At 68.5% G+C, this 21,800-nt stretch carries 20 protein-coding genes; 4 read left to right on the forward strand and 16 right to left on the reverse strand.

Annotated features, from left to right (window positions below; genetic code table 11):
- Positions 1–6: 6 nt before the first annotated feature.
- The 5 genes from ehuA to SCNU_RS04530 all read right to left on the reverse strand — a co-directional run bounded on the left by ehuA (position 7) and on the right by SCNU_RS04530 (position 4,613).
- A complete protein-coding gene (ehuA, locus tag SCNU_RS04510) occupies positions 7–762 on the reverse strand; it encodes an ectoine/hydroxyectoine ABC transporter ATP-binding protein EhuA (protein ID WP_009678175.1) in 756 nt (251 codons plus the stop codon).
- A 40-nt stretch (positions 763–802) separates the two neighbouring features.
- Complete coding sequence (ehuD, locus tag SCNU_RS04515) at positions 803–1,447, reverse strand: ectoine/hydroxyectoine ABC transporter permease subunit EhuD (RefSeq protein ID WP_009678176.1); 645 nt, start codon at positions 1,445–1,447, stop codon at positions 803–805.
- Positions 1,444–2,175: an ectoine/hydroxyectoine ABC transporter permease subunit EhuC gene (gene ehuC, locus SCNU_RS04520; protein WP_009678177.1), complete on the reverse strand. Its 732-nt coding sequence runs from the start codon at positions 2,173–2,175 to the stop codon at positions 1,444–1,446. The genes ehuD and ehuC overlap by 4 nt, the downstream gene beginning before the upstream one ends.
- 16 nt (positions 2,176–2,191) lie before the next feature.
- Complete coding sequence (gene ehuB / locus SCNU_RS04525; RefSeq protein WP_009678178.1) at positions 2,192–3,085, reverse strand: ectoine/hydroxyectoine ABC transporter substrate-binding protein EhuB; 894 nt, start codon at positions 3,083–3,085, stop codon at positions 2,192–2,194.
- 172 nt (positions 3,086–3,257) lie between these two features.
- Positions 3,258–4,613, reverse strand: a complete 1,356-nt coding sequence (locus SCNU_RS04530; protein ID WP_009678179.1) for an FAD-binding oxidoreductase — start codon at positions 4,611–4,613, stop codon at positions 3,258–3,260.
- Positions 4,614–4,765: 152 nt separating this feature from the next.
- Between SCNU_RS04530 and SCNU_RS04535 the strand changes: the two genes are divergently transcribed.
- The gene (locus tag SCNU_RS04535; protein ID WP_009678180.1) at positions 4,766–5,908 is read left to right on the forward strand and encodes a helix-turn-helix transcriptional regulator; all 1,143 of its coding nucleotides are present in this window, start codon (positions 4,766–4,768) and stop codon (positions 5,906–5,908) included.
- Positions 5,909–6,111: 203 nt separating this feature from the next.
- On the opposite strand, the gene pgl is transcribed toward SCNU_RS04535, so the two are convergent.
- Genes pgl through tkt form a run of 5 tightly spaced genes read right to left on the reverse strand, consistent with a single transcriptional unit; the run spans position 6,112 to position 12,554 of the window.
- On the reverse strand, positions 6,112–6,837 hold the full coding sequence (gene pgl / locus SCNU_RS04540; RefSeq protein WP_009678181.1) for a 6-phosphogluconolactonase: 726 nt from the start codon (positions 6,835–6,837) through the stop codon (positions 6,112–6,114).
- Complete coding sequence (locus tag SCNU_RS04545) at positions 6,834–7,748, reverse strand: glucose-6-phosphate dehydrogenase assembly protein OpcA (protein ID WP_009678182.1); 915 nt, start codon at positions 7,746–7,748, stop codon at positions 6,834–6,836. Before SCNU_RS04545 ends, pgl begins: the two co-directional genes overlap by 4 nt.
- Complete coding sequence (gene zwf / locus SCNU_RS04550) at positions 7,745–9,286, reverse strand: glucose-6-phosphate dehydrogenase (RefSeq protein ID WP_009678183.1); 1,542 nt, start codon at positions 9,284–9,286, stop codon at positions 7,745–7,747. The genes SCNU_RS04545 and zwf overlap by 4 nt, the downstream gene beginning before the upstream one ends.
- A gap of 50 nt (positions 9,287–9,336) precedes the next feature.
- A complete protein-coding gene (gene tal, locus SCNU_RS04555) occupies positions 9,337–10,455 on the reverse strand; it encodes a transaldolase (protein ID WP_009678184.1) in 1,119 nt (372 codons plus the stop codon).
- 23 nt (positions 10,456–10,478) lie between these two features.
- Positions 10,479–12,554 carry a transketolase gene (gene tkt, locus SCNU_RS04560; protein ID WP_009678185.1) on the reverse strand — a complete coding sequence of 692 codons (2,076 nt, stop codon included), beginning with the start codon at positions 12,552–12,554 and terminating at the stop codon, positions 10,479–10,481.
- 352 nt (positions 12,555–12,906) lie between these two features.
- Here tkt and SCNU_RS04565 point away from each other — a divergent pair, with 352 nt between their 5' ends.
- Positions 12,907–13,863: a heme o synthase gene (locus tag SCNU_RS04565; protein WP_009678186.1), complete on the forward strand. Its 957-nt coding sequence runs from the start codon at positions 12,907–12,909 to the stop codon at positions 13,861–13,863.
- 10 nt (positions 13,864–13,873) lie between these two features.
- Complete coding sequence (locus SCNU_RS04570; protein WP_009678187.1) at positions 13,874–15,106, forward strand: hypothetical protein; 1,233 nt, start codon at positions 13,874–13,876, stop codon at positions 15,104–15,106.
- 6 nt (positions 15,107–15,112) lie between these two features.
- Here SCNU_RS04570 and SCNU_RS04575 read toward each other — a convergent pair whose 3' ends face one another.
- Complete coding sequence (locus tag SCNU_RS04575; RefSeq protein ID WP_139025800.1) at positions 15,113–15,811, reverse strand: hypothetical protein; 699 nt, start codon at positions 15,809–15,811, stop codon at positions 15,113–15,115.
- Entirely contained in the window at positions 15,804–16,781 is a 978-nt protein-coding gene (locus SCNU_RS04580) for a quinone oxidoreductase family protein (protein ID WP_009678189.1), read from the reverse strand. The genes SCNU_RS04575 and SCNU_RS04580 overlap by 8 nt, the downstream gene beginning before the upstream one ends.
- Positions 16,782–16,816: 35 nt before the next feature.
- On the opposite strand from SCNU_RS04580, the gene SCNU_RS04585 reads away from it, so the two are divergent.
- Complete coding sequence (locus SCNU_RS04585; protein WP_040517637.1) at positions 16,817–17,182, forward strand: hypothetical protein; 366 nt, start codon at positions 16,817–16,819, stop codon at positions 17,180–17,182.
- Between the two features lie 91 nt (positions 17,183–17,273).
- Here SCNU_RS04585 and SCNU_RS04590 read toward each other — a convergent pair whose 3' ends face one another.
- The 4 genes from SCNU_RS04590 to mptB all read right to left on the reverse strand — a co-directional run bounded on the left by SCNU_RS04590 (position 17,274) and on the right by mptB (position 21,797).
- Positions 17,274–18,182, reverse strand: coding sequence for a COX15/CtaA family protein (locus SCNU_RS04590; protein ID WP_009678191.1), 909 nt, complete (start codon positions 18,180–18,182; stop codon positions 17,274–17,276).
- Entirely contained in the window at positions 18,179–18,979 is an 801-nt protein-coding gene (locus tag SCNU_RS04595; protein WP_009678192.1) for an ABC transporter permease, read from the reverse strand. The genes SCNU_RS04590 and SCNU_RS04595 overlap by 4 nt, the downstream gene beginning before the upstream one ends.
- Positions 18,976–19,944, reverse strand: coding sequence for an ABC transporter ATP-binding protein (locus SCNU_RS04600; RefSeq protein ID WP_050792752.1), 969 nt, complete (start codon positions 19,942–19,944; stop codon positions 18,976–18,978). Before SCNU_RS04600 ends, SCNU_RS04595 begins: the two co-directional genes overlap by 4 nt.
- Positions 19,945–20,042: 98 nt before the next feature.
- On the reverse strand, positions 20,043–21,797 hold the full coding sequence (mptB, locus tag SCNU_RS04605; protein ID WP_009678194.1) for a polyprenol phosphomannose-dependent alpha 1,6 mannosyltransferase MptB: 1,755 nt from the start codon (positions 21,795–21,797) through the stop codon (positions 20,043–20,045).
- Positions 21,798–21,800 lie beyond the last annotated feature (3 nt).

Here is a 21,800-nt window from a genome sequence, read left to right on the forward strand (position 1 = left end):
CGCAGATCAGAGCACCGCTTTGAGGAACTCCCGAGTCCGCTCGTGCGCCGGATCTTCGAAGATCTGTTGTGGCGGACCGGCTTCGGCGATCCGGCCGGCGTCGAACATCATGACGCGGTCGGACACCTCGCGGGCGAAGCGCATCTCGTGCGTGACGATGAGCATGGTGATGTCCGTGCTGGACGCGATGTCCCGGAGTACCGAGAGGACCCCGTCGACGAGTTCGGGGTCCAGGGCCGAGGTCACCTCGTCGAGCAGCATCACCGACGGACTCATCGCCAGGCAGCGTGCGATCGCGACGCGCTGCTGCTGCCCGCCGGACAGCTGGGTCGGGTGCGCCGTCTCGCGGTCGCTGAGCCCGACCATCTCCAGCAGCGTCCGGGCGCGGGCGACGGCCTCGTCGCGGGACTGCCCGAGGACGTGAATCGGAGCCTCGGTGATGTTCTGCAGCACGTTCATGTTGGGAAACAGGTTGAACTGCTGGAAGACCATTCCGATGCTCTTGCGCACCTCGCGCAGGTGCTTCTCCTTCGCCGGGACGAGCCGGTCGCCGCGGTACTGGTGGCTGAGCGGTCGGCCGTTCACCCAGATCACGCCGTCGGTCACGGTCTCCAGGGTCATCAGCAACCGCAGGATGGTGGTCTTGCCCGACCCGCTCGGACCGATGAGCGTCACCTTCTCCCCGCGGTCCACAGTGAAGCTCAGATCGTCGAGAACGGTGTGATCGCCGAAGCGTTTGACGACGTCGTCGAACCGGATCATGTGCGTGGACTCGGGTTCGACCGGTGTCTGGGGCGGGGCGTCATCGGTGGGCAAGGAGTCTCTCCAGTCGTCGGATCAGGACCGAGGTGGGGTAGCTGGCGACGAGGAAGAACGCGCCGGCCAGCGTGAAGGCCTCGAGATAGGCGAAGTGCGCGGCACCGTAGGTCTGGGCCGCCGTGACCAGCTCGACCACTGAGATGGTGAACAGGTACGGGGTGTCCTTGAACATCGACACCGCGTTGTTGCCGAGTGCGGGGAGCGAGTTGCGGGCCACCTGCGGCAGGATCACGGCGCGCCAGGTTCGCGTTCCCGGCAGTGACAGAGCTCGTGCCGCCTCCCATTGCCCGACGGGGACCTCCTCGATTCCCGCACGATAGACCTCGGCCATATAGCTCGCGTAGTGGACGCCGAGGACTGCGATGCCGATCGTCAACGGCGTGAACTGCGGGAGCAGGGCGTAGACGAAGAGGAGTTGCACGACGATCGGTGTCAGCCGCACGAACTCGGTGGCTGCGTGCACCGGGATCGCGAGCCACCGGGGACCCGACCGTCGGATGACGGCGACCACCAGGCCGAGGATCATCGCGACCAGAAAGCCGATGACCGTGGCGAGGAGAGTGATCTTGAAGCCGTCCCACAGCACGGGCAGGGCGTCTTCGGCGCGCTGCCAGCTCCAGTCGATCATCGCAGTCCACCTCCGGCGAGGTCTTGCGACTGCGGCCGGAAGCTGAGGATCTCGCGCAGCGTCGGGCCGCGGCCGAGGCGGTTCTTGGCGCGCGCCTCGGCGAGGTTGATCAGCAGCGTGACGAGATAGGCCAGGATCAGATAGATCACCAGTCCGACGCCGAACGAGAACAGGGTGTCACCGGTCGTCTTCTGCAGGTCGACGATGCCGGCCGTGAGGTCCTGCAGGGTGATGAACGACGCGAACGCCGTGCCCTTGAGCAAGTGGATCAGCAGATTGCCGAGCGACGGGATCATCATCGCCCACGCCTGCGGGAAGACCACGCGGGTGAGGCGCTGCCTGGCGCTGAAGTTCAGCGCGACGGCGGCTTCCACCTGTGCGGCGGGCACGGCAGTCAGTGCGCCGCGCACCACCTCGGCGCCGTACGCGCCGTAGTTGAGCCCGAGCGCGAGGATTCCGCAGAACACCGGGTCGAGCTGGTAGCCGAGCAGCGGCAACACGTAGAACAGCCAGAAGAGCTGGACGACGAGGGAGGTGCCCCGGAAGAACTCGATGAGCACGCGGGCGATGAAGCGCACCGGCATCGAGGGCACGCGGACGAGGTTGCCGAGGAGGAGGGCCAGGACGAACGCGAGGAGGGCGCCACCCGCCGTCAGCTCCAGGGTGACGACGATACCGCGCCAGAGCGCAGGCAGCGCGTCGACGAGGGCGTCGAGATCGTTGTTCACTTCGGTCGAGGCCCGGTCACTCTCCGCGGCACAGTTGTTCGGTCGTCAGCGACGCCGCGGGAATGTTCTCCTCGGTGAATCCGAAGGGGCCGAGGATCGACATGTAGGAGGTGCGGTCGGCGAGGATCTTCTTCACCTCGGCGTTGTAGGCATCGCGCAAGGCGGAGTCCTCTTTCCGGAACACCGTCGCACCCGCGGGGTTCTGCGGTTTGCCGTTGATCACCGCGATGAAGGGCTTGGTGACCTCGACGTTGAGCCCCGGCGTGTGCGTCTTCGCGTAGTTGAGGGACACCGCGGTGAGCGCGAAGGCGTCGACGCGCCCGGAGTTCACCGCATCGATTCCCGACTGCTGATCCTTCACCAGCATCGGGTTCGCGATGTCGAGCTCCGAGGCGTAGTCGGCCTCGATGGCTCCGGTCATCGCCGCCATCTTGGCGCCCGTCCGCTTGATCGAGTCCATGTCCGTGAGGTGTTTCGGGTTGCCGGGCGGGACCATCAGCGCCGTCGTGTAGTTGATCTCCGGGACGCTGAACGACGCCTGTTCGCACCGTGCGGGAGTGATCGACATGCCGGCGCTCACCAGGTCGTAGCGTTTGGCGTTGAGGCCGGGGATGAGCCCGCCCCAGTCGGTCTTGACGCCCTTGAGTTCGGGAACGCCGAGTCGTTTGAAGACCTCGCGGTGAAGCGCGATCGTGCCGCCCGTCAGTTCCCCGTCCTTGTCGAACGAGTACGGCGCCTCGTTGGCGTAGGCGACGGTGACGACCCCGGCGTCCTTCAGATCCTGCAGGGTCGTCTCGCTACCGGTGTCGGTCTTCGTGCACGCGGTGAGCGCCGTCGCCGCGGCGATCAGCGTCGCCGCGACAGCGGCTGCGGTTCGGATCTTCTGTCGACGATCGCGGTATGTCCTCATGGTCTCTGCCTTCTCCCCGCTGGACGGGCCGGACGGAACCGAGGCTCTATTCATTCACGACGGCTGGTTGCGTTCGGGCGCCCAAGGTTTCGTACGGACGATTGACTATCGGGTGAGTCGACCGTAGCAACGGGAGTCGTCGCCGATGGGCGGTTTGGCGAGTTGCGCCCGGTCACTTCACCGCATGACCGGCCACCCAGATGCCGGCGGGATCGTAGACCTGCCTGGTTCGGCGCAACCGGTCCCATGAGCTCTGGTCGAAGCAGGCTGCGGTGTCCTCGGGCCGTCCGTGGAAGTTCGGGAAGAACGCTCCGGTCGACCAGGAGGCGAGGGCGTCGACGACCGCGTGGACTGCCGCGTCGCCCGGCCCTGCGGCTTCGGGCACGGGTATCGCACTCACCGCGATCAGCGCGTAGTCGGCGTCCAGACACGGGAGAGCCGCGTCGGCGGGCTCGGCGAGCGCTCCGCCGAGGTGGCGGATCTCAGCGAACATCAGCGGCGTGTCGACTCCGGGGCCGGCGATGTCGAGAAGTGCGTCGACGGCGTCTTCCGGGAATGCGCTCAGCAGGGAATGATCGACGGTCGTCGGCGTCGGATCGGGCGGGTCCATATGGACGGCGGTCACCTGATGCGACGGGATTCGGCCGAACGTGTCGATCTCGGGTCCGAGCTCGCGCAGCGGTGCGAGACGGTCGGCGGCGGTGGCGTCGTCGGCCAGCACAGCTCCGTCGATGACGACCAGACTGCGCCCACTCAGGAACGGCGGCAGTTCGGGCAGCGGCGGGAAGCGCATCATGCGGAGCGTCGTCGTCGAGTCGTCGGGAACGGTGCGAGTCCACTGCGCCCACGCGTGGGCGACGCGCGGAGCGTCGGCGAGGTCCCACAACAGCATTCCGGCGACGACGTCGGCGATCGGAAGCAGCGCGATCTCGATGGAGACGATCACGCCGAAGCTTCCACCGCCGCCGAGCAGCGCCCAGAACAGGTCCGAGTGCGACGTCGGGGAGGCATGCACCAGGCGGCCGCCCGCGGTCACCAGGTCGATCGAGAGCACCGACGAAGTCGCGAGGCCGTGCCTGCGGCCGTAGAACGAGAGTCCACCGCCGAGGATGAACCCGGCGACCGCGACGTCGCCCGTGCTTCCGTGAAGAGCGGTCAACCCGAACGGTGCCGCGGCGTCGAGCACCGCCTGCCACAGCGTGCCGCCGAGAATCCGTGCGGTGCCCAGATCGGGATCGATTGTGACACCGGAGAATTCGCTCATGCGGAGGAGGATCGCCCGGTCCATGTCGGAGCCGACGACGGCATCTGAGCCGTGTCCGGTACTCTGCGGTGCGATGCGAAGGCCCGCCGCGACCGCAGCGCGAACGACGTCGATCACCTCCTCTACTGATCGGGGCGTGGCGACCGCGACCGGAGTCTGGACGATGGCGCAGTTCCACGGTGTCGCGGCGCGGTCGTAGTCCGGATCGCCGGGGAAATGGATCGGACCCGCGCCGCGGAACTCGGTGGGATCGATGATGGTCATGGCACATCCTCCGTATGACTCTGTGATTCGTGAACTTCCAGTGATCACAGTGGGCCCGCGACGGCGGTCGCGACCATCCCCGCGGGCTGGGGAGTCCGAGATCCCAGGATCATGGGATACCGGGCGGAGCTCCGGCGGCGAATACTGGGCACATGATGTCCGGGCTGACTGCGGAGCGCGCGTGCGCCGATGTCGACGTGCTCTCCCGAGCCGGTCTCGGACTCGACGATTTCATCAGCGAGGCGATCACCGCAGTGGGGCGCGCGGTGCCCTGGTCGGGCGCTTGTGTCGGCACGATCGACCCCGAGACGCTCATCATCACCAGCGCGCGAGAGTACGGTGCGCTCGAGCCAGACGCCGAGAACGATGCACTGTTCGGTGCCATCGAGTACGGCATGGATGAGAGAACGTCGTTTCGGCAGCTCGCTCTCGGAAACCGGTCGTCGGCGGCGATGCATGCCGAACAGTGGCTCGACACGTCGCCGCGATGGGACCGGCTGATGCGGCCGGTCTATGGATTCGGCGACGAAGCGCGATCGATCTGCCGCGACGGCTCGCGGACCTGGGGCTGTGCGGCCTACTTCCGTGAAGCAGGCGATCGGCCGTTCTCCCCGGAAGAGGTCGACTTCCTGGAGCGTGCCGCATCGTCGGTCGCGCGCGGACTGCGTGTCGGCATGATGACCCGACTCGCCGACATGCCGATCGACGCCGACCGCGTGTCGGGTCCGGCCGTCGTCGTGTTCGATGCGTGCGACGAGGTCTCGCACATCAGCCTCGGGGCTCGCGAGCGGCTCGAGGCGCTCGCCTCGGTCCCGAACACGAGCGACCCGATGAGCGTTCTGACGATGCTCGTCTCTGCCGCCCGTCGTATGCGCGCCGACGGATCAGTTCAGGTGCCACGGATCCGCATGAGGACCCCTGCCGGGATGTGGCTGGTGCTGCACGCCTCGCCGCTCGACGGCATCGATGGAACGCCGGGCGGCGTCGTCCTGACGATCGAGGAGGCGCGCCCGCCGGAGATCGTCGAGCTCGTGGTCGCGGCGTTCGGGCTCACGCTTCGCGAACGCGACGTCACGAGACTGGTTCTGCAGGGACTCGACACCAAGGAGATCGCGACCCGTCTCCATCTGTCCGCCTACACCGTGCAGGATCACCTGAAGTCGGTGTTCGAGAAGGCGGGCGTCCGCAGTCGCCGCGACCTCATCTCCCGCGTCTACTTCGACCAGTACGTTCCCCGCCTCGGCGCCCAGGTCGGCCCGTCTGGGGCGTTCCTGGACGCGAGGTCGGTCGAGTGAGCGGGGCGCATCGAGACCCGGGTTGCATACTTGTCGGCGTGTCGGGTTGTTCGGCGTGTCGGTGCGCGGGTCTCGATGCGCCTCGTCACTGCGTTCCTCGACTTACTCGACCGGCCTGAAGGGTTCCTCGACTTACTCGACCAGCTTGAAGGGTTCCTCGACTCACTCGACCGGACTGAGGGAGTTCTCGGCGTCAGGGTGGGTCAGCTCAGCTGCGAGGCGGCGGCCTGGTCGAGGAACCAGACGGTGTTCTCGGTGCCGTGGGCGCCCGCGCACGGCCAGTCGTGGCGCGATGCGCCCTGCGCCGCGGCGGCGACGGCTTCGGCCTTCTCGGCGCCGGAGACGAGGAACCACACCTCGCGGGAGGCGTTCACGACCGGGAAGGTCAGGGTGATCCGGCGCGGCGGCGGCTTGGGCGAGTCGGTGACGGCGACGACCGTCCGATCGTCCTCCGCGGTCGCGTCGGTGTGGGGGAACAGCGAGTTGATGTGTCCCTCACCGCCCATGCCGAGCAGATGGAGGTCGAAGACGGTGTCCGGTCCGACGAGGCGCGCGTAGTCCGCGGTCGCGGCGTCGATGTCGTCGCCGAAATCGCCGTCGGACGCCGCCATCACATGCACCCGCGCAGGATCGACGGGCACATGGTCCAGAAGCGCTTCGCGGGCCTGCAGGCAATTGCGCTCCGGATCGTCGGCGGGGACGAAACGGTCGTCGCCCCAATACAATTCGACGCGCGACCAGTCGATAGTGCCGCTGTCGGCGGCGAGCGCGCGCAGCAGGGCGATGCCGTTGCTACCGCCGGTCAGCGCCACCGCGGCGACACCGCGGGCGTCCTGAGCGGCGGTGACCGCGGCGATGAATCGCGCAGCGGCCGTCGCGACCAGATCGGCAGACGATTCGAAGATCAGGTGTTCGACCGGTGCGGTCATCGATGCTCCTCGTGGGTGACTCCGGACAATCCCTGCAGTGCCTTCTCGTAGACCTCGTCCGCGTCGAGGCTGCGCAGTTCCTCGGCCAGGCATTCCGCGGTGGACCGTCGGGCGAAGGCCGACCGGCCGTCGGGATGTCCGGTACTGCGGATCACCCCACCGTCGGGTCCGGCGCTCAACGAGAGTTCACCGCCGCCGTCGCGACGCAGGGTCACCGACATCTCTCCGTCGCCTCGGGTGACGGGAACACCGAGAGCGCCGGCGAGCCAGCCGGCGAACAGATCGAGGCCGGCGAGGTCGCGAGGCCCGGTCACCCGGGCGCCGACGACCGCGTCATGGGGCGGCCGGTCCAGCGCGGAAGCGAGCATCGCCCGCCACTGCGTGATCGCCGACCATGCGAGGTCGGTGTCGCCCGGGGCGTAGCCGACCCGGCGGGCGCTGAGAAATGCGCCGGGATCGTCGGTGCGGCGACCGTCCGTGATGCGGCGGGACGCCAGTCGCCCGAGTTTGTCGTCCGCGGGCCGCGCCGGTGCGCGGCCGGGCCACCAGGTCACGACGGGGGTGTCCGGCAGCAGGAACGGGGTCACGGCGGCGTGCGGATGCTCGGCGAGGCTTCCGTGCAGGTGCAGCACGACCACCTCGGAGGCACCGGCGTCGCCGCCTACGCGGATCTGCGCGTCGAGTCGGGACTCGGCGGCGCGGTCGTGCCGGACGACCATGATGACGCGGCACGGATGCTCGCGGCTCGCGCGGTTCGACGCCTCGACGGCGTCCTCGGCGTCGTCGTCCGCGTCGAGGTCGATGATCAGGGTCAGCACGCGTCCGAGTGTCACGGCACCGCCGGTGCGTCGGACCTGCACCAGCTTCTTGCTGATGTCGAGGGTCGAGGTGTCGGGGAGATCGACGATCACGGGCGCCTCCAGGCTCGTCCGGTGCGGGACATCATCTCGTCTGCGGAAGCCGGTCCCCAGGTACCTGATTCGTACTCGTCGGGCGTGCCGGACTGCGCCCACTCGTCGAGCACCGGATCGAGGATCTGCCAGCTGAGCTCGACTTCCTCGTCGACCGGGAAGAGCGACGGCTCGCCGAGCAGCACGTCGAGCAGCAGTCGCTCGTAGGCCTCGGGCGACGAGACGGTGAACGCGCCGCCGTACGAGAAGTCCATGTTGACGTCACGGACTTCCATGCTGGTGCCCGGAACCTTGGAGCCGAAGCGCAGGGTGACGCCCTCATCGGGCTGCACGCGGATCACGAGGGCGTTCTGGCCGAGCTCCGCGGTCATCGTGTCGTCGAACGGCAGATGCGGGGCCCGCTTGAAGACGATCGCGATCTCGGTGACGCGCCTCCCGAGCCGTTTTCCGGTGCGCAGGTAGAACGGCACGCCCGCCCACCGCCGGGTGTCGACTTCGAGGGCGATCGCGGCGAAGGTCTCGGTGGTGGAGTCGGGGGAGAAGCCCTCCTCCTCCTTGAGTCCGACCACCGGCTCGGAACCCTGCCAGCCCGCCCCGTACTGGCCGCGCGCGGAGTTCTCGGCGATCGGCGTGATGTTCCGGGTCGACGAGAGGACCTTGATCTTCTCGATCTGGAGATGGCGCGGTGAGAACGACACCGGCTCCTCCATGGCGACCAGCGCGAGCAACTGCAGCAGGTGGTTCTGGATCACGTCGCGAGCGGCGCCGATGCCGTCGTAGTAGCCGGCACGACCTCCGAGACCGATGTCCTCTGCCATGGTGATCTGCACGTGGTCGACGTAGTGCGAACTCCACAGCGGATCGAAGAGCTGGTTGGCGAACCGCAGGGCCAGGATGTTCTGGACGGTCTCCTTGCCGAGGTAGTGGTCGATCCGGAAGACCGACTCCTCGGGGAACACGCTGCCGACGAGGGCGTTGAGCTCCCGCGCGCTGTCGAGGTCGTGCCCGAAGGGCTTCTCGATGACCACGCGCCGCCAGCTGTCGCCGTCCTGATCGGCCATGCCGGTGCGGCGCAGCTGACTGAGCACCACCGGGAACGCCTTGGGCGGAATCGACAGGTAGTAGGCGTGGTTGCCGTCGGTGCCGCGATCGCGGTCGAGATCCGCCAGCGTCTGCTGGAGCGTCGCGAAGGCATCGTCGTCCTCGAACGTTCCGGCGACGAAACGGATGCCCTGCGACAGTCGCTCCCACACCTCCTCGCGGAACCCGGTGCGGCACCCCGCCTCGACGGCCTCCCGCACCACCTGCGCGAAGTCCTCGTGCGCCCAGTCGCGCCGGGCGAACCCGACGAGCGCGAAGCTCGGCGGCAACAGCCCGCGGTTCGCGAGGTCGTAGACCGCGGGCATCAACTTCCGCCGCGCGAGATCACCCGTGACGCCGAAGATCACCAGCGCGGACGGCCCGGCGATCCTCGGCAGTCGGGTGTCGTGCGGATCGCGTAGCGGGTTGGTCCACGCCTGGTTCACCGCACGTCCCATCGGGTCAGCCTCTCGTGTCTGTTCCGCTTCGGATGGTCAGCTTCGGACGGTCAGCCGCGAGCCGCGTCCAGCTGTGTCTGCGTGGCGCCGAGCAGATCGTTCCACGCATCCTCGAACTTGCCGACGCCCTCGGTCTCGAGGAGCTCGAAGACGTCCGCCAGGTCCACGCCGACGCGAGTGAGGGCGTCGAAGACCTCCTGAGAGGCCTTCGCCTGACCGATGATCGAGTCGGCGTTGACCCACCCGTGGTCGGCGTACGCCTCCAGGGTCTTCACCGGCACCGTGTTGACGGTGTTCGGCGCGACCAGCTCGCTGACGTACAGCGTGTCCGGGTAGTCGGCGTTCTTGGTGCCGGTCGATGCCCACAGCGCACGCTGCGGCAATGCGCCGTGCGCCTGCAGATCGGGGAAGCGGGTCTCGGTCTCGAACACCTCGCGGTACGCGGCGTAGGCGAGTCGCGCGTTCGCCAGGCCGGCCTTGCCTCGAAGCTCCAGGGCCTCGGGGGTGCCGATGGCGTCGAGGCGCTTGTCGATCTCGGAGTCGACGCGCGAGACGAAGAACGAGGCGACCGATTCGATCTTGCTCGCGTCGTGCCCGTTGCGGAGAGCTGCGTCGAGGCCGTCGAGGTAGGCGTCCATCACTTCGCGGTAGCGCTCCACCGAGAAGATCAGTGTCACATTGACGCTGATGCCCTCGGCGATGACGCGCGTGATCGCGGGCAGTCCGGCCTTGGTCGCCGGGATCTTGATGAACAGGTTCGGCCGGTCGACGATCTTCCACAGTTCGATCGCCTGGGCGACGGTCTCGTCGGTCTTGTTCGCCAGTCGTGGGTCCACCTCGATCGAGACTCGGCCGTCGTGGCCGTCGGAGTCGACGAACACCGGCTGCAGCACGTCGCAGGCGGCGCGGACGTCGTCGGTGGTGATCGCCGTGATCGCCGCGTCGACGTCGGCCCCCGACGCCGCCAGCTCCTTGACCTGGTCGGCGTAGCTCGCCGACTTGGAGATCGAGTTCTGGAAGATCGCCGGGTTGGTGGTGACGCCGACGATCGAATGGGTGTCGATCTCGTCCTGCAGCGCACCCGAACGGATCAGGTCACGGGAGAGGTCGTCGAGCCACACCGAGACGCCGGCCTCGGAGAGTGCTGCGAGATTCTTGTTCTGCGACATGTCTGCCTCCTGGAGACGGTGGATCAGCGGTCGAGGGCCCGGCGAGCGGCGGCGGCGACGGCGTCCGCCGTGATGCCGAACTCCTCGTAGAGCTTCTTGTACGGGGCCGACGCGCCGTAGTGCTCGAGGGAGACGATCTCGCCGCCCGCGACCACCGCGTGCCACGGCATCGCGATGCCGGCCTCGACGGCCACGCGCGGAATACCGGTCGGCAGGACCGATTCGCGGTAGTCCGCATCCTGCTCGGCGAACCACTCGAGCGACGGCATCGACACGACTCGCGCGCGGATACCTTCGGCAGCAAGGGTTTCCGCGGCTTCGACAGCCAGCGAGACTTCGGAGCCGGTGCCGATCAGGACGACCTCGAAGGTGCCGTCGGCATCGGAGAGCACGTAGCCGCCGCGGGCGACGCCCTCGAACGACGTGCCCTCCAGGACCGGGACGTTCTGGCGGGTGAGCGCCAGGCCGACCGGACGATTGCGGCGCGTCAGCAGGTGGCGCCAGGCATGGGCGGTCTCGTTGGCGTCGGCCGGGCGCACCACGTCGAGGTTCGGGATGGCGCGGAGCGCGGCCAGATGCTCGATCGGCTGGTGGGTCGGACCGTCCTCGCCGAGTCCGATGGAGTCGTGCGTCCACACGTAGATCGGATCGATCTCCATGAGCGACGCCAGTCGGACCGCGGGACGCATGTAGTCGGCGAACTGCAGGAACGTGCCGCCGTAGGCGCGAGTCGGACCGTGCAGCACGATGCCGGACAGGATCGAGCCCATCGCGTGCTCGCGGACGCCGAAGTGCAGCGTCCGGCCGTACGGGTCGGCGGTCCAGGTGTCGGTGCTGATCGCCTTCGGGCCGAACGAGACGGCGCCGTCCATCGTCGTGTTGTTGGAGCCCGCGAGGTCGGCGGATCCGCCCCACAGCTCGGGGAGAATCGGGGCCAGCGCCGAGAGCACCTTGCCCGAGGCCGAACGCGTTGCGACGTCCTTGTCGCCAGCCTCCCACGAGGGGAGGACGTCGGTCCAGCCCTCGGGCAGGGCGTGGGCCTGGAGGCGGTCGAACAGCTCCTTGCGCTGCGGGTTGTCGGCGGCCCAGACGTCGAAGTGCTTCTGCCAGTCGGCGCGGGCGGTCGCGGCGCGGGCGGCCAGCGACCGGGTGTGCGCGATCACGGCGTCGTCGACGTCGAAGCTCTTCTCCGGGTCGAAGCCGAGCACGGTCTTGGTGGCGGCCACCTCGTCGGTGCCGAGCGCGCTGCCGTGCGAGGCACCGGTGTTCATCTTGGTGGGTGCCGGCCACGCGATGATGGTGCGCAGGCAGATGATCGACGGCTTGTCCGTGACGGCCTTCGCGTTCTCGATCGCCGCCTCGATGGCGACGATGTCCTCGCCGCCCTCGACGATCTGGACGTGCCAGCCGTACGCCTCGTAGCGCTTGGCGGTGTCCTCGGTGAGGGCGATCTGCGTGTCGTCCTCGATCGAGATGTGGTTCTGGTCGTAGAAGACGATGAGGTTGCCCAGTTCCTGGGTGCCCGCGAGCGAGCTGGCCTCGGACGTGACGCCCTCTTCGATGTCGCCGTCGGAGGCGATCACGTAGATGTGGTGATCGAACGGGCTCTGGCCGTCGGCCGCGTCGGGGTCGAACAGTCCGCGCTCACGCCGGGCTGCCATCGCCATGCCGACGGCCGAGGCCAGACCCTGGCCGAGCGGGCCGGTGGTGATCTCGACGCCCTTGGTGTGACGGAACTCGGGGTGACCCGGCGTCAGCGAACCCCAGGTGCGCAGCGCTTCGAGATCGCCGAGTTCCAGGCCGAAGCCGCCGAGGTACAGCTGGATGTACTGGGTCAGGCTCGAGTGCCCGCACGACAGCACGAAGCGGTCGCGGCCCACCCACGTGGGGTCAGTGGGGTCGTGGCGCATGACGCGCTGGTACAGCGTGTACGCGAGCGGAGCGAGACTCATCGCGGTGCCCGGGTGACCGCTGCCGCAGTGCTGCACGGCGTCGGCGGCGAGGATGCGAGCCGTGTCGACGGCCTTGGTGTCCAGATCGGTCCAGTCGCCGGGGTGTACCTGCTGGGTCAGCGCGCGGATCTCGTCGGTATTGGCCACGGTCGTGGAGTCTCCTGTGCCTTGTCGTGGGTGCGGTCGCGGTGCTCGGACGCATTAGCGGTTCCAGCCTAGCGGTCGCGGCCGGATGTGCGCGCGGGCGGCCGACGAACTTCCTGCAGTGGGATTGCGCACTCGGCCGGTGGCGGCGAACTGTGATCTGGGCACGGTGGATTCTGTTATGAGTGACCTCCGGGTCTACCATCGTTTGTAGTAGCCCGTCGGTGTGCCCAGCGTCGGTGACGACTGTCGTCCTACCGCGCGGCCGGGACCTGCGGCGCCGGCACCGGGCCTAGTGTGAGGAGACTCTGTGAGTATTGGGGAAAGCGCGGACACCGACGCCTCCTCGACCCCGATGTCCACTGAGAGCTCGGCCGGTGAGACCGGCCTGGGTGTGCGCGTGTGGAATACGGTCCTGGCGTACATCGCCCTGACCAAGCCCCGGGTCATCGAGCTGCTGCTGGTCTCCACCATCCCCGTGATGTTGCAGGCCGAACGCGGCTCGGTCGACATCGCTCTGATCCTGATCACCGTGGTCGGCGGTTGGCTCGGCGCCGCGAGCGCCAACAGCCTCAACATGGTCGCGGACGCCGATATCGATCAGAAGATGAAGCGGACTGAGCGCAGGCCGCTGGCACGGCACGCCGTCCCGGTCCGCAACGCCCTCGTGTTCGGCATCGTGCTCGCCGCACTGTCGTTCGCCGTCCTGTACTTCGGCACGGCGAACAGCGCCGGTGAGCGCTCCTTCCTGCCGTCGATCCTGGTGATGATCACGATCGGCTTCTACGTCGGCGTCTACACGTTGATCCTCAAGCGCCGCACCTGGCAGAACGTCATCTGGGGCGGTGCCGCCGGATGCATGCCTGCGCTCGTGGGATGGGCCGCCGTCACGCATTCGCTGAGCTGGCAGCCGTTCGTGATGTTCCTGGTCGTGTTCTTCTGGACGCCGCCGCACACCTGGGCGCTGGCGATGCGCTACCGCGAGGATTACCGCGCCGCGGGCGTGCCGATGTTCCCGGTGATCGCGAGCGATGAGCGGGTCACCACCCACATGCTCGTCTACACCTGGCTGACGGTGCTCACCTCGTTCTTCTTGATTCCGGCGACCAGCTGGATCTATCTCGTCGTGGCGGTCGGCTCCGGCGCCTGGTTCATCTACATGGTCACCAAGCTCTATGTCGAGACCCGCCGCGGCGTCGAGGTGAAGCCGCTCAAGATCTTCCTGACCTCGAACGAGTACCTCGCCCTGTTGTTCTGCGGCCTGGCCGTCGACGCGGTGATCAACCTGCCGACCATCTCCAGCTACTTCTGATTCTCCTCCGGTGAACCGTCCCGGTCCGATCGCGATGCGCACGGCGCTCGCCGCTGTCGTCGCGACTGTCGGCATCGTGACAGCGGTCGTCATCGACCTCCCGATCACCTCGACGCTGTTCGCCGCCGCGGGCGTCGGCCTCGCCATCTGGCTGATCGGCGGTGTTCGAAGCCGCGACCAGCAGGCCGCCCTGCGCGGAGCCGCCGTAGTCGTGGCGTCGGTGCTGGTGGTCGGACTGCCTGCGGTCGTGCTGCTGAAGGACCCGGTCTCGCGGGCGTCCGGCGCGGCACCCGACGGGACGGAGAAGGTCACCGTCGGCGGAGAGGATCCGTCGTCGGCCCTCGTGCGCGCCCTCGATCGGGCCGATCAGCTCACGCCCGGCGGATCGACGTCGATCATGCAGATCACCATCGGCGAGGACCGCGAGTCGGTGCGGATCTTCGACGCGCGCACCGGGCAGTCGCTCACGTCGTACCGATCAGGCGACGAGTGGTCGGCCCCCAGCGCCGATCGATCGTCGGACAGGGTGGTGTTCTCACGCGCCGACATCCGGGAACTCGACCTGAACGCCGCAGTGAAGCGGGTCGACGCGGCGCGCGAGCAGATCGGCTACCCGGCACCGACGTCCAGCGGCGGAATCGACGTCGGTCCGCGCTCGGCGGACGACAAGATCGTCGCGAGCTTCGGCGTCGGGTCGGGTGTCTCGATCGAGACCGACTTGCGCGGGCAGGTCGCCGACACGGTCGGCGCCGCCTCGGTGAGCGAGTTTCCCGCGGTCGTGGACCGGGCGATGCGCGCTGCCGGCCTCGATCCGGCGGCGCAGCTGCTGACCTCGATCGATTTCAAGACGGTCGACGACGCGGCCTCGTGGATCGGGCTGGCGCACCCCGGGTTCGAGCTCGAGCTCGACGGCACGACGGTGTACCGGATCGAGGTGGAACCCGGCAGATTCCCCGAGCTCCACACCTCCTCGTCCGCGCCCACCTCACCGCCGAACGGATTCTCGCTCACCGGATTGACGGGGGCGACGATGACGAAGGTGCGCGACGACCTCGCGCGGCGTCGCGACGTGCCGCCGTACGACCGTGATGCCGTCGGAGCGGTCATCGGAGTCGCACGGAACGACGACGACGATCGTGACCGGCTGCCGGTCACCATTCAGATGGTCGTCGGACCAGGAGACCCGGACACCGGCGGCGTGTACTCGACTCGAGGACGATTCCTACGCGACGGCACCGAGTAGGACGCCTCACGCTTCGATGGCGCGGCGCAGCTTGGCGGTCAGCGCGGAGCGGACGCGTTCGGGCTGCGGGACCACACCGCGTTCGGTCAGCCGGTCCACCGTGTTCAGGACCTGTTGCAGGTACGCCGCGCGCTCGTTCTTCTCGGCACCGTCGGCGTGCGTCAGGAGTTTCAGCGCCCGTCGGCAGTCTCGGGCGTCGGCGGGATCGAGATCGTCGGTCCCGGTCTGCCGCGCGAATCGGTCTGCGGCCGCCCAGGCGCTGCGGAGTTCGGTCACCGCGCTGATGTAGCGTCCGGCACGGTCGTCGCCGGGGAACTGGTCGGTCCGGAGTTCGCCTGCCGTCTCCAGGCAGTCGTGAAAGGCGATCACCGCGGGAGCGGACAGATCCCACAGCGCCGGATACTGCAGGAGCATCCGCGGATCGAGCTCGAAGGCGCCGTACGCGCCGAGGACCTGGTTGTGGTGTTCGACGCTGCGCTGCCATCGGTCTTTGAGCGGCATTGCGCCGCCGGACGTCCGTGGTGGCGGCGCTGAGGCGTTGTCTGCGGGAGCCTGTGGTCGGGACATGGACACCGCGAGCAGCCCGACGCCGAGGGTGAGTGCCAGCGCGATGAGCAGTCCGATCGGCCCGAACGGTCTCGACAGGACCAGGAGAACCACCGCGGCGACGGCGACGGCAGCCCACCGCAGAGCGCTATTACTCACCGGCCGCGACCGCCAGCATGGTCGAGCCGACCGTGCTCCGGGATTCGAGCGCCCGATGCGCTTGGACGGCCTCGGCGAGCGGGAACGACTGCCCGACGTTGACGGTCAGTACCCCCTCAGCGACAGCGGTGAAGAATTCACCTGCCCGCCAGGCGAATTCGACCGGATCGGCGATGAAGTGGGCGAGCGTCGGCCGAGTCACCGACAGTGATCCGGCGGGATTGAGACGCTGCAGATCGAACGGTGGGACCGGGCCGCTGGCTGCGCCGTACAGGACGACGGTGCCGCGGACGGCCGTGGCGGCCAGTGACTGCTCGAAGGTGCTCGCGCCGACGCCGTCGTACACGACCGGCACGCCGCGGTCGTCGGTGAGAGCCCGGACGCGGGAGGCGATGTCGTCGTTGTAGCGCAGCACCTCCGACGCACCGGCTTCGCGCGACAGCCGTTCCTTGTCGTCCGACGAGACGGTGGTGATCACCCGGATCCCGCGGGCGACGGCCCACTGGGTCAGCAGCAGACCGACGCCGCCCGCACCGGCGTGCACCAGGACGGTGTCGCCGTCCTCGGGTCGGGCGCTGCCGTCGAGCAGATAGTGGGCGGTCAGACCGCGGAGGAGCGATGAACCCGCGATGTCGAGGTCGACCGCGTCCGGCACCGGCAGCACGCGGTCGGCGCGGAGGCGGACCGACTCGGCGTAGCCGTGGTTGCCGTCGCACCACGCGACACGGTCGCCGACGACGTGGTTGCGCACGCCCTCACCGACGGCGGTGACGACGCCGGAACCCTCGATGCCTGGCACATAGGGAGGAGTGGACGGGTACATGCCGGCCCGGAAGTAGGTGTCGATGAAGTTCACGCCCGCGGCATGGACGGACACCACGACCTCGCCCGGAGCGGGCTGAGGATCTGGCAGTTCGACGAGGGTGAGGACTTCCGGGCCGCCGTGAGCCGAGACTTCGATCGCGCGCATGGGTCCATTTTCGCACGCCGCTATACTCGTCAGTCATGAGCGAAGACACCGCTGTTTCCACGGCCCCCGTGACCGCACCGGCCGATGTGGTCGCCTCGATCCGCAAGTTCGTCGCCGCGGAAGGCGGTTCGGCGAAGGCCGTCGTCCAGCCGGTCGGCGCCGCGGGCGTCCGCATCACCCTGGTGGGCGCCGAAGGCGGGATTCTCGGCGACCGCGTGGTCGACAGCGTCGAGACCGCGACCGCAGTGGTGGACGCGGTGGAGGGACTCGAGACCGCGGAGTGGGATCGGGAACTCACGTCGGTCGCGAACGTCGCGCCGTCGCACTGGCGCCAGATGGCCGGGTGGGTCGCGCACCAGACTCGCTTCCCGAAGGCCCGGAACCGCAAGATCGTCGACTGAGCGGCATTCGCACCGCTTTCCGGCTTCAGTAGAGAACCCCGGCGACTCGAGTCGCCGGGGGTTCTCTTGTATGCGGTGGTGGCGGGAGCCGTCAGTCCTCGCGGCGGGTGGACAGGACCAGGAGCGTCGCGCCGATCATCAGCAGCGCGCTGCCGAACATGTGCAGGATCACCAACACCTCGGGCAGGTTCGTCGCGTACTGGACGTAGCCGATGACGCCCTGGACCAGGATGACACCGCCGAACACCGCGGCCGCGCGCCGCATCGACGAGACGGCCGCGACCGTCAGCAGGATCAGTGCGACGGTCAGGCCGACCAGGGTCCAGACCGCGTCGACGTGCAACTGGGTGGCCTGCGTCGGCTCCAGCCCGTTGCGGTGCGCCTTGATGTCGCCCGCGTGCGGCCCGGAACCGGTGACGACGGTTCCGAGATAGATGACGACCCAGGTCAGCGCGTAGATCGCCCACGACAGCATCACCGCGAAGCGGCGCATCACCTTCGGCTGCGAGTCGTCGAGCGGCGTCGCGCGGACGCCCGGCCGGGTGTGCACGGCCAACCAGGTCGCGAGCGAGATGATGACCATCGTGGACAGGAAGTGGAACGCGACGATCCACGGGTTCAGGTTGGTCAGCACCGTGATGCCGCCGATCACCGCCTGCAGCGGGACGCCCATCGCGACGGCGGTAGCCAACCGCCGGGACGTCCGGTCGACCGGTCGACGGCGCATGGCGGCCAGCCAGGTGCCCACCGCGACGATGACGAGGACCCAGGTCAGCATCCGGTTGCCGAACTCGATCACGCCGTGGATGCCCATCGCGGCGTGCGGTGTGAGCGAACCGGCGGTGCACTGGGGCCAGGTGGGGCATCCGAGGCCCGAGTCGGTCACCCGGACCGCGCCGCCCGTGACCACCAGCACGACGTTCGCGACCACGTTCGCGATCGCCCACGCATAGAGGAACTTGGCCGTCGGGCGCTTGAAGCCGAACCAGGACTCGATCATTGAAACCGGAACCACCTAACTGCCAGTGCGCTGCCGATCGCGGCCCACACGATCAGGACGCAGAAACCGAACACGTCGAACGAAGACTCCAGGGCCCGGGTGAGCGCCTCGGTGAGCGCTCCGGACGGGGACAGGCGGGCGATGGTGCGCACCGCGCCGGGGACGTGCTCATCGAAGACGACGAGGCCGGCGAGCCCCAATAGGACGAACCAGATGAGGTTGCCGAGCGCGAGGACCACCTCTGCCTTGAGCGTGCCGCCGAGCAGCAGACCGAGGCTGGCGAAGGCGACAGTTCCGACGGCGATCGCCAGCGCGCCGAGCGCGAGGCCGGCGAGGCCGGGGCGCCAGCCGAAGGCGAGTCCGATGGCCCCGATGATCACCGACTGCATGACCACCACGATCAGCACCGCGAGCGACTTTCCCGCGATGATGCCCCATCGGGGGATGGGGGTGGCGCCGAGTCGCTTCAGCGCACCGTAGCGGCGGTCGAAGCCGACTGCGATCGCCTGTCCGGTGAACGCGGTGGACATGATCGCGACGGCGAGGATCGCGGGCACGAAGGTCGTGGCGCGCGCGGCCGGCGTGTCGCCTGCCTCGGTGGTCAGGGGGAGCAGGCTCAGCCCGACCAGCATGGTGATCGGGATGAACATGGTCAGCAGCAGCTGCTCGCCGTTGCGCAACAGGAGCACCAGCTCCATGCGGGTCTGCGCCGCGAGCATCCGGGCCAGCGGGGCAGGCTGCGGGTTCGGGGTGAAGGTTCCGCTGGGGAACCGATTGGCCGCGGGGACTTCGGTCACGCCCGCACCTCCCGTCCGGTGAGAGTCAGGAAGACGTCCTGGAGGCTGTTGCTGGCGACGTTCAGCGAGGAGATCAGCACATCGCGGTCCGCGCAGAACCGGGTGATCAGCGCGACGACCTCGGGCGTGATTCCGCCGGTGATCAGGTGCTCCCCGGTGGGTGAGAGCGAGCAGCGGTACCCGGTGGGCAGCGCGGACTGCAGCGCTTGCGAGTCGAGTCCGGGCGCGGTGAAGCGAAGCTGGCCCTCGGCGTCCTGGCGGACGAGATCGGCCGGGGTTCCGGCGGCCACCGCGCGGCCCTTGTCGACGATGACGATCTGATCCGCGAGTTCTTCGGCCTCGTCGAGCAGATGGGTGGTCAGCAGAATGGAGACGCCGTCGGCACGCAGTCGGGAGATCAGCTCCCAGACCATGATGCGGGCGTGCGCGTCGAGGCCGGCGGTCGGCTCGTCGAGGAAGACGAGTTCGGGACGACCCACGAGCGCGCAGGCCAGCGACAGCCGCTGCTGCTGGCCGCCCGACAGACGACGGAAACCGGTCCCGGCGACCTCGGTGAGGCCCAGGGCGTCCATCAGCCAGTCGGGGTCGAGGGGATCGGCGCTGTAGGCGGCGCACAGCCGCAGCATCTCCTTGGCCTTGGCGCCCGGGTAGGCGCCGCCGCCCTGAAGCATCACGCCGATCCGCGTCCGCAGACGGTCGTTGTCGGCGACGGGATCCAACCCGAGAACCCGGACCTCACCGGCATCGGGTCGGGTGAATCCCTCGCAGATCTCGACGGTCGTGGTCTTGCCCGCTCCGTTGGGTCCGAGTAGCGCGAGGATCTCCCCGCGGGGAAGGGTCAGGTCGAGTCCGTCGACGGCGGTCTTGTCGCCGAACGTCTTCACCAGACCGCGAACCTGCAGCGCCGCGTCGCCCGAAGCCGGTCGGTGATCCGGCCCGGTACCGGGCGAAGAAGCTTCATGCACGCCCCACAGCCTAGGCTAGCGACGCAGGTCACCGGGCTGCGGGGCCGCCGCGAGTGGACGTCGAGCAGACGACCGGTCAACGGTCGTGAACCGCTCGCTTACTGGGGCTTCGGGTCGCGTCGTCGTCGGATCCAGGTTCTGATCGGGCTGTCGATGAAGAAGAACATGGCAGTGATTGCGACCATGATCACACCGGTGGCGAGTCCCTGTGCGACCACCAGCGGGCTGGTATCCGAACTCGTCGGCATGACGACGACGGCGATGATGCCCGAGATCACCACCGTTCCGATGCGGAACCAGCGGGTGGTGGCCCACGCCGCGAGCGGGATGACCGCCCACAGCAGATACCAGGCCTGAACGAACGGGAAGAAGATCACCACGCTGGCCATCGCGATGCCGAGGCCGCCGATCGGGTGGATGCGACCGGCCAGGCAGGCGAGCAGCCAGCGGACCACCAGGACGGCGGCGACGAGTTGGCCGATCGGTCGGGCGATGTCGAGGATCGCCTGCGTCTGCTCGCCCATTCCGAGCCAGAGGCCGACGCGTCCGGCGACCACTGAGAGCAGGGTCGGCATCGACATCCACGACCGCACGATGCCGCCGGTGCTGAGGGTGTGCGTCCAGCCGAAGCCGAGTCCGGTGCCCAGGCAGGTGCCGATCACGATCACCCCGGCGACGGTGATCATCGTCGCCGCGCTCGCCGCGAGTGCCGCCACCGACTGTCTCGATCGCGTCCACCATTCCCTGATCGGTGCGTGGCGGAGAGCCGGGAGCGTGGCGCCCCATCGGCGGGCCAGAGCGATCCCGGCGAAGCCGAGGGCGAGCATCGAGGTCACCTTGATCATGGACGAGGCCGCGATCATCGCGATGCCCGCGATCAGGATCCACCCCGCGCGCGACGGGAGCGGCCGGTCGGGCAGGCGGAGTCTGGCCGTCCCGTAGATCGCCTGGAAACACCACTCCAGGCCGACGAGCATCATGCCGATCATCAGCGATTCGTTGTGGATGCCGCCCACCAGGTGGAGGATCAGCAGCGGATTGAGGGCGCCGAGCCACAGGGCGGCGACCGACGACACGCCGCATCGGCGCGCGAGACGAGGCAGGGCCCAGACGATCATCAGCACTCCGCCGATGGCGACGAGCCGGTGGAGCAGGACCGCCATCGTGATGTTCTCGCCGGTGATGGCGGTGATCTGCTCGCCGATCCAGAGGAACAGCGGACCGTACGGGGCGGGGGTGTCCTTCCACAGATTGGGCACCGACAGGGTGAGCGCGTGGTCGACGCCGAGTCCGCGCATCGGGCTGTACGTGTACGGGTCCATGCCCTTGTACGCGATCGCACTCTGCGCGAGGTAGGAGTAGACGTCCTTGCTCAGCAGCGGGGGTGCGATCACGAGCGGTGCGACCCACATCAGCAGCGTGCGGTCGGTCTGCCCGCGCGTCATCCGCCGCGCCGGACTCCGGCCCTCGGCGACTTCGACCCGGTAGCGGCCGACGGCGTATCTGCCGAGCATCACCCACGCGACGACGAGCATGATCGCGCCGCCGATCGAGATGGTCAGCGCGGTGGAGTACATCCGGGACGGCAGCGAGAGGATCCGCGTTCCGACGATGGGGTTCTGGAGGACCGGCAGCATGCCGGTGCCCAGCGAGCCGATCAGGATCAGCATCGATCCGGTGGTGCCGAACAGCCTGATCCGGCGCATCCGGAGCGTTTCGAGACGATTCAGCGGACCGACTTCGCGCTCGTCGTCGTGCATCCGGGCGACGGTGGTGCCGAAGTCGCCGATGCGGTCGGAGTCGTGCTCGACGGCGGGCTTGGCGAGCCCTATGTAATCGAGCGTCCGGCGCATGAG

This window comes from Gordonia neofelifaecis NRRL B-59395, assembly GCF_000192435.1.
Lineage (GTDB): Bacteria > Actinomycetota > Actinomycetes > Mycobacteriales > Mycobacteriaceae > Gordonia > Gordonia neofelifaecis.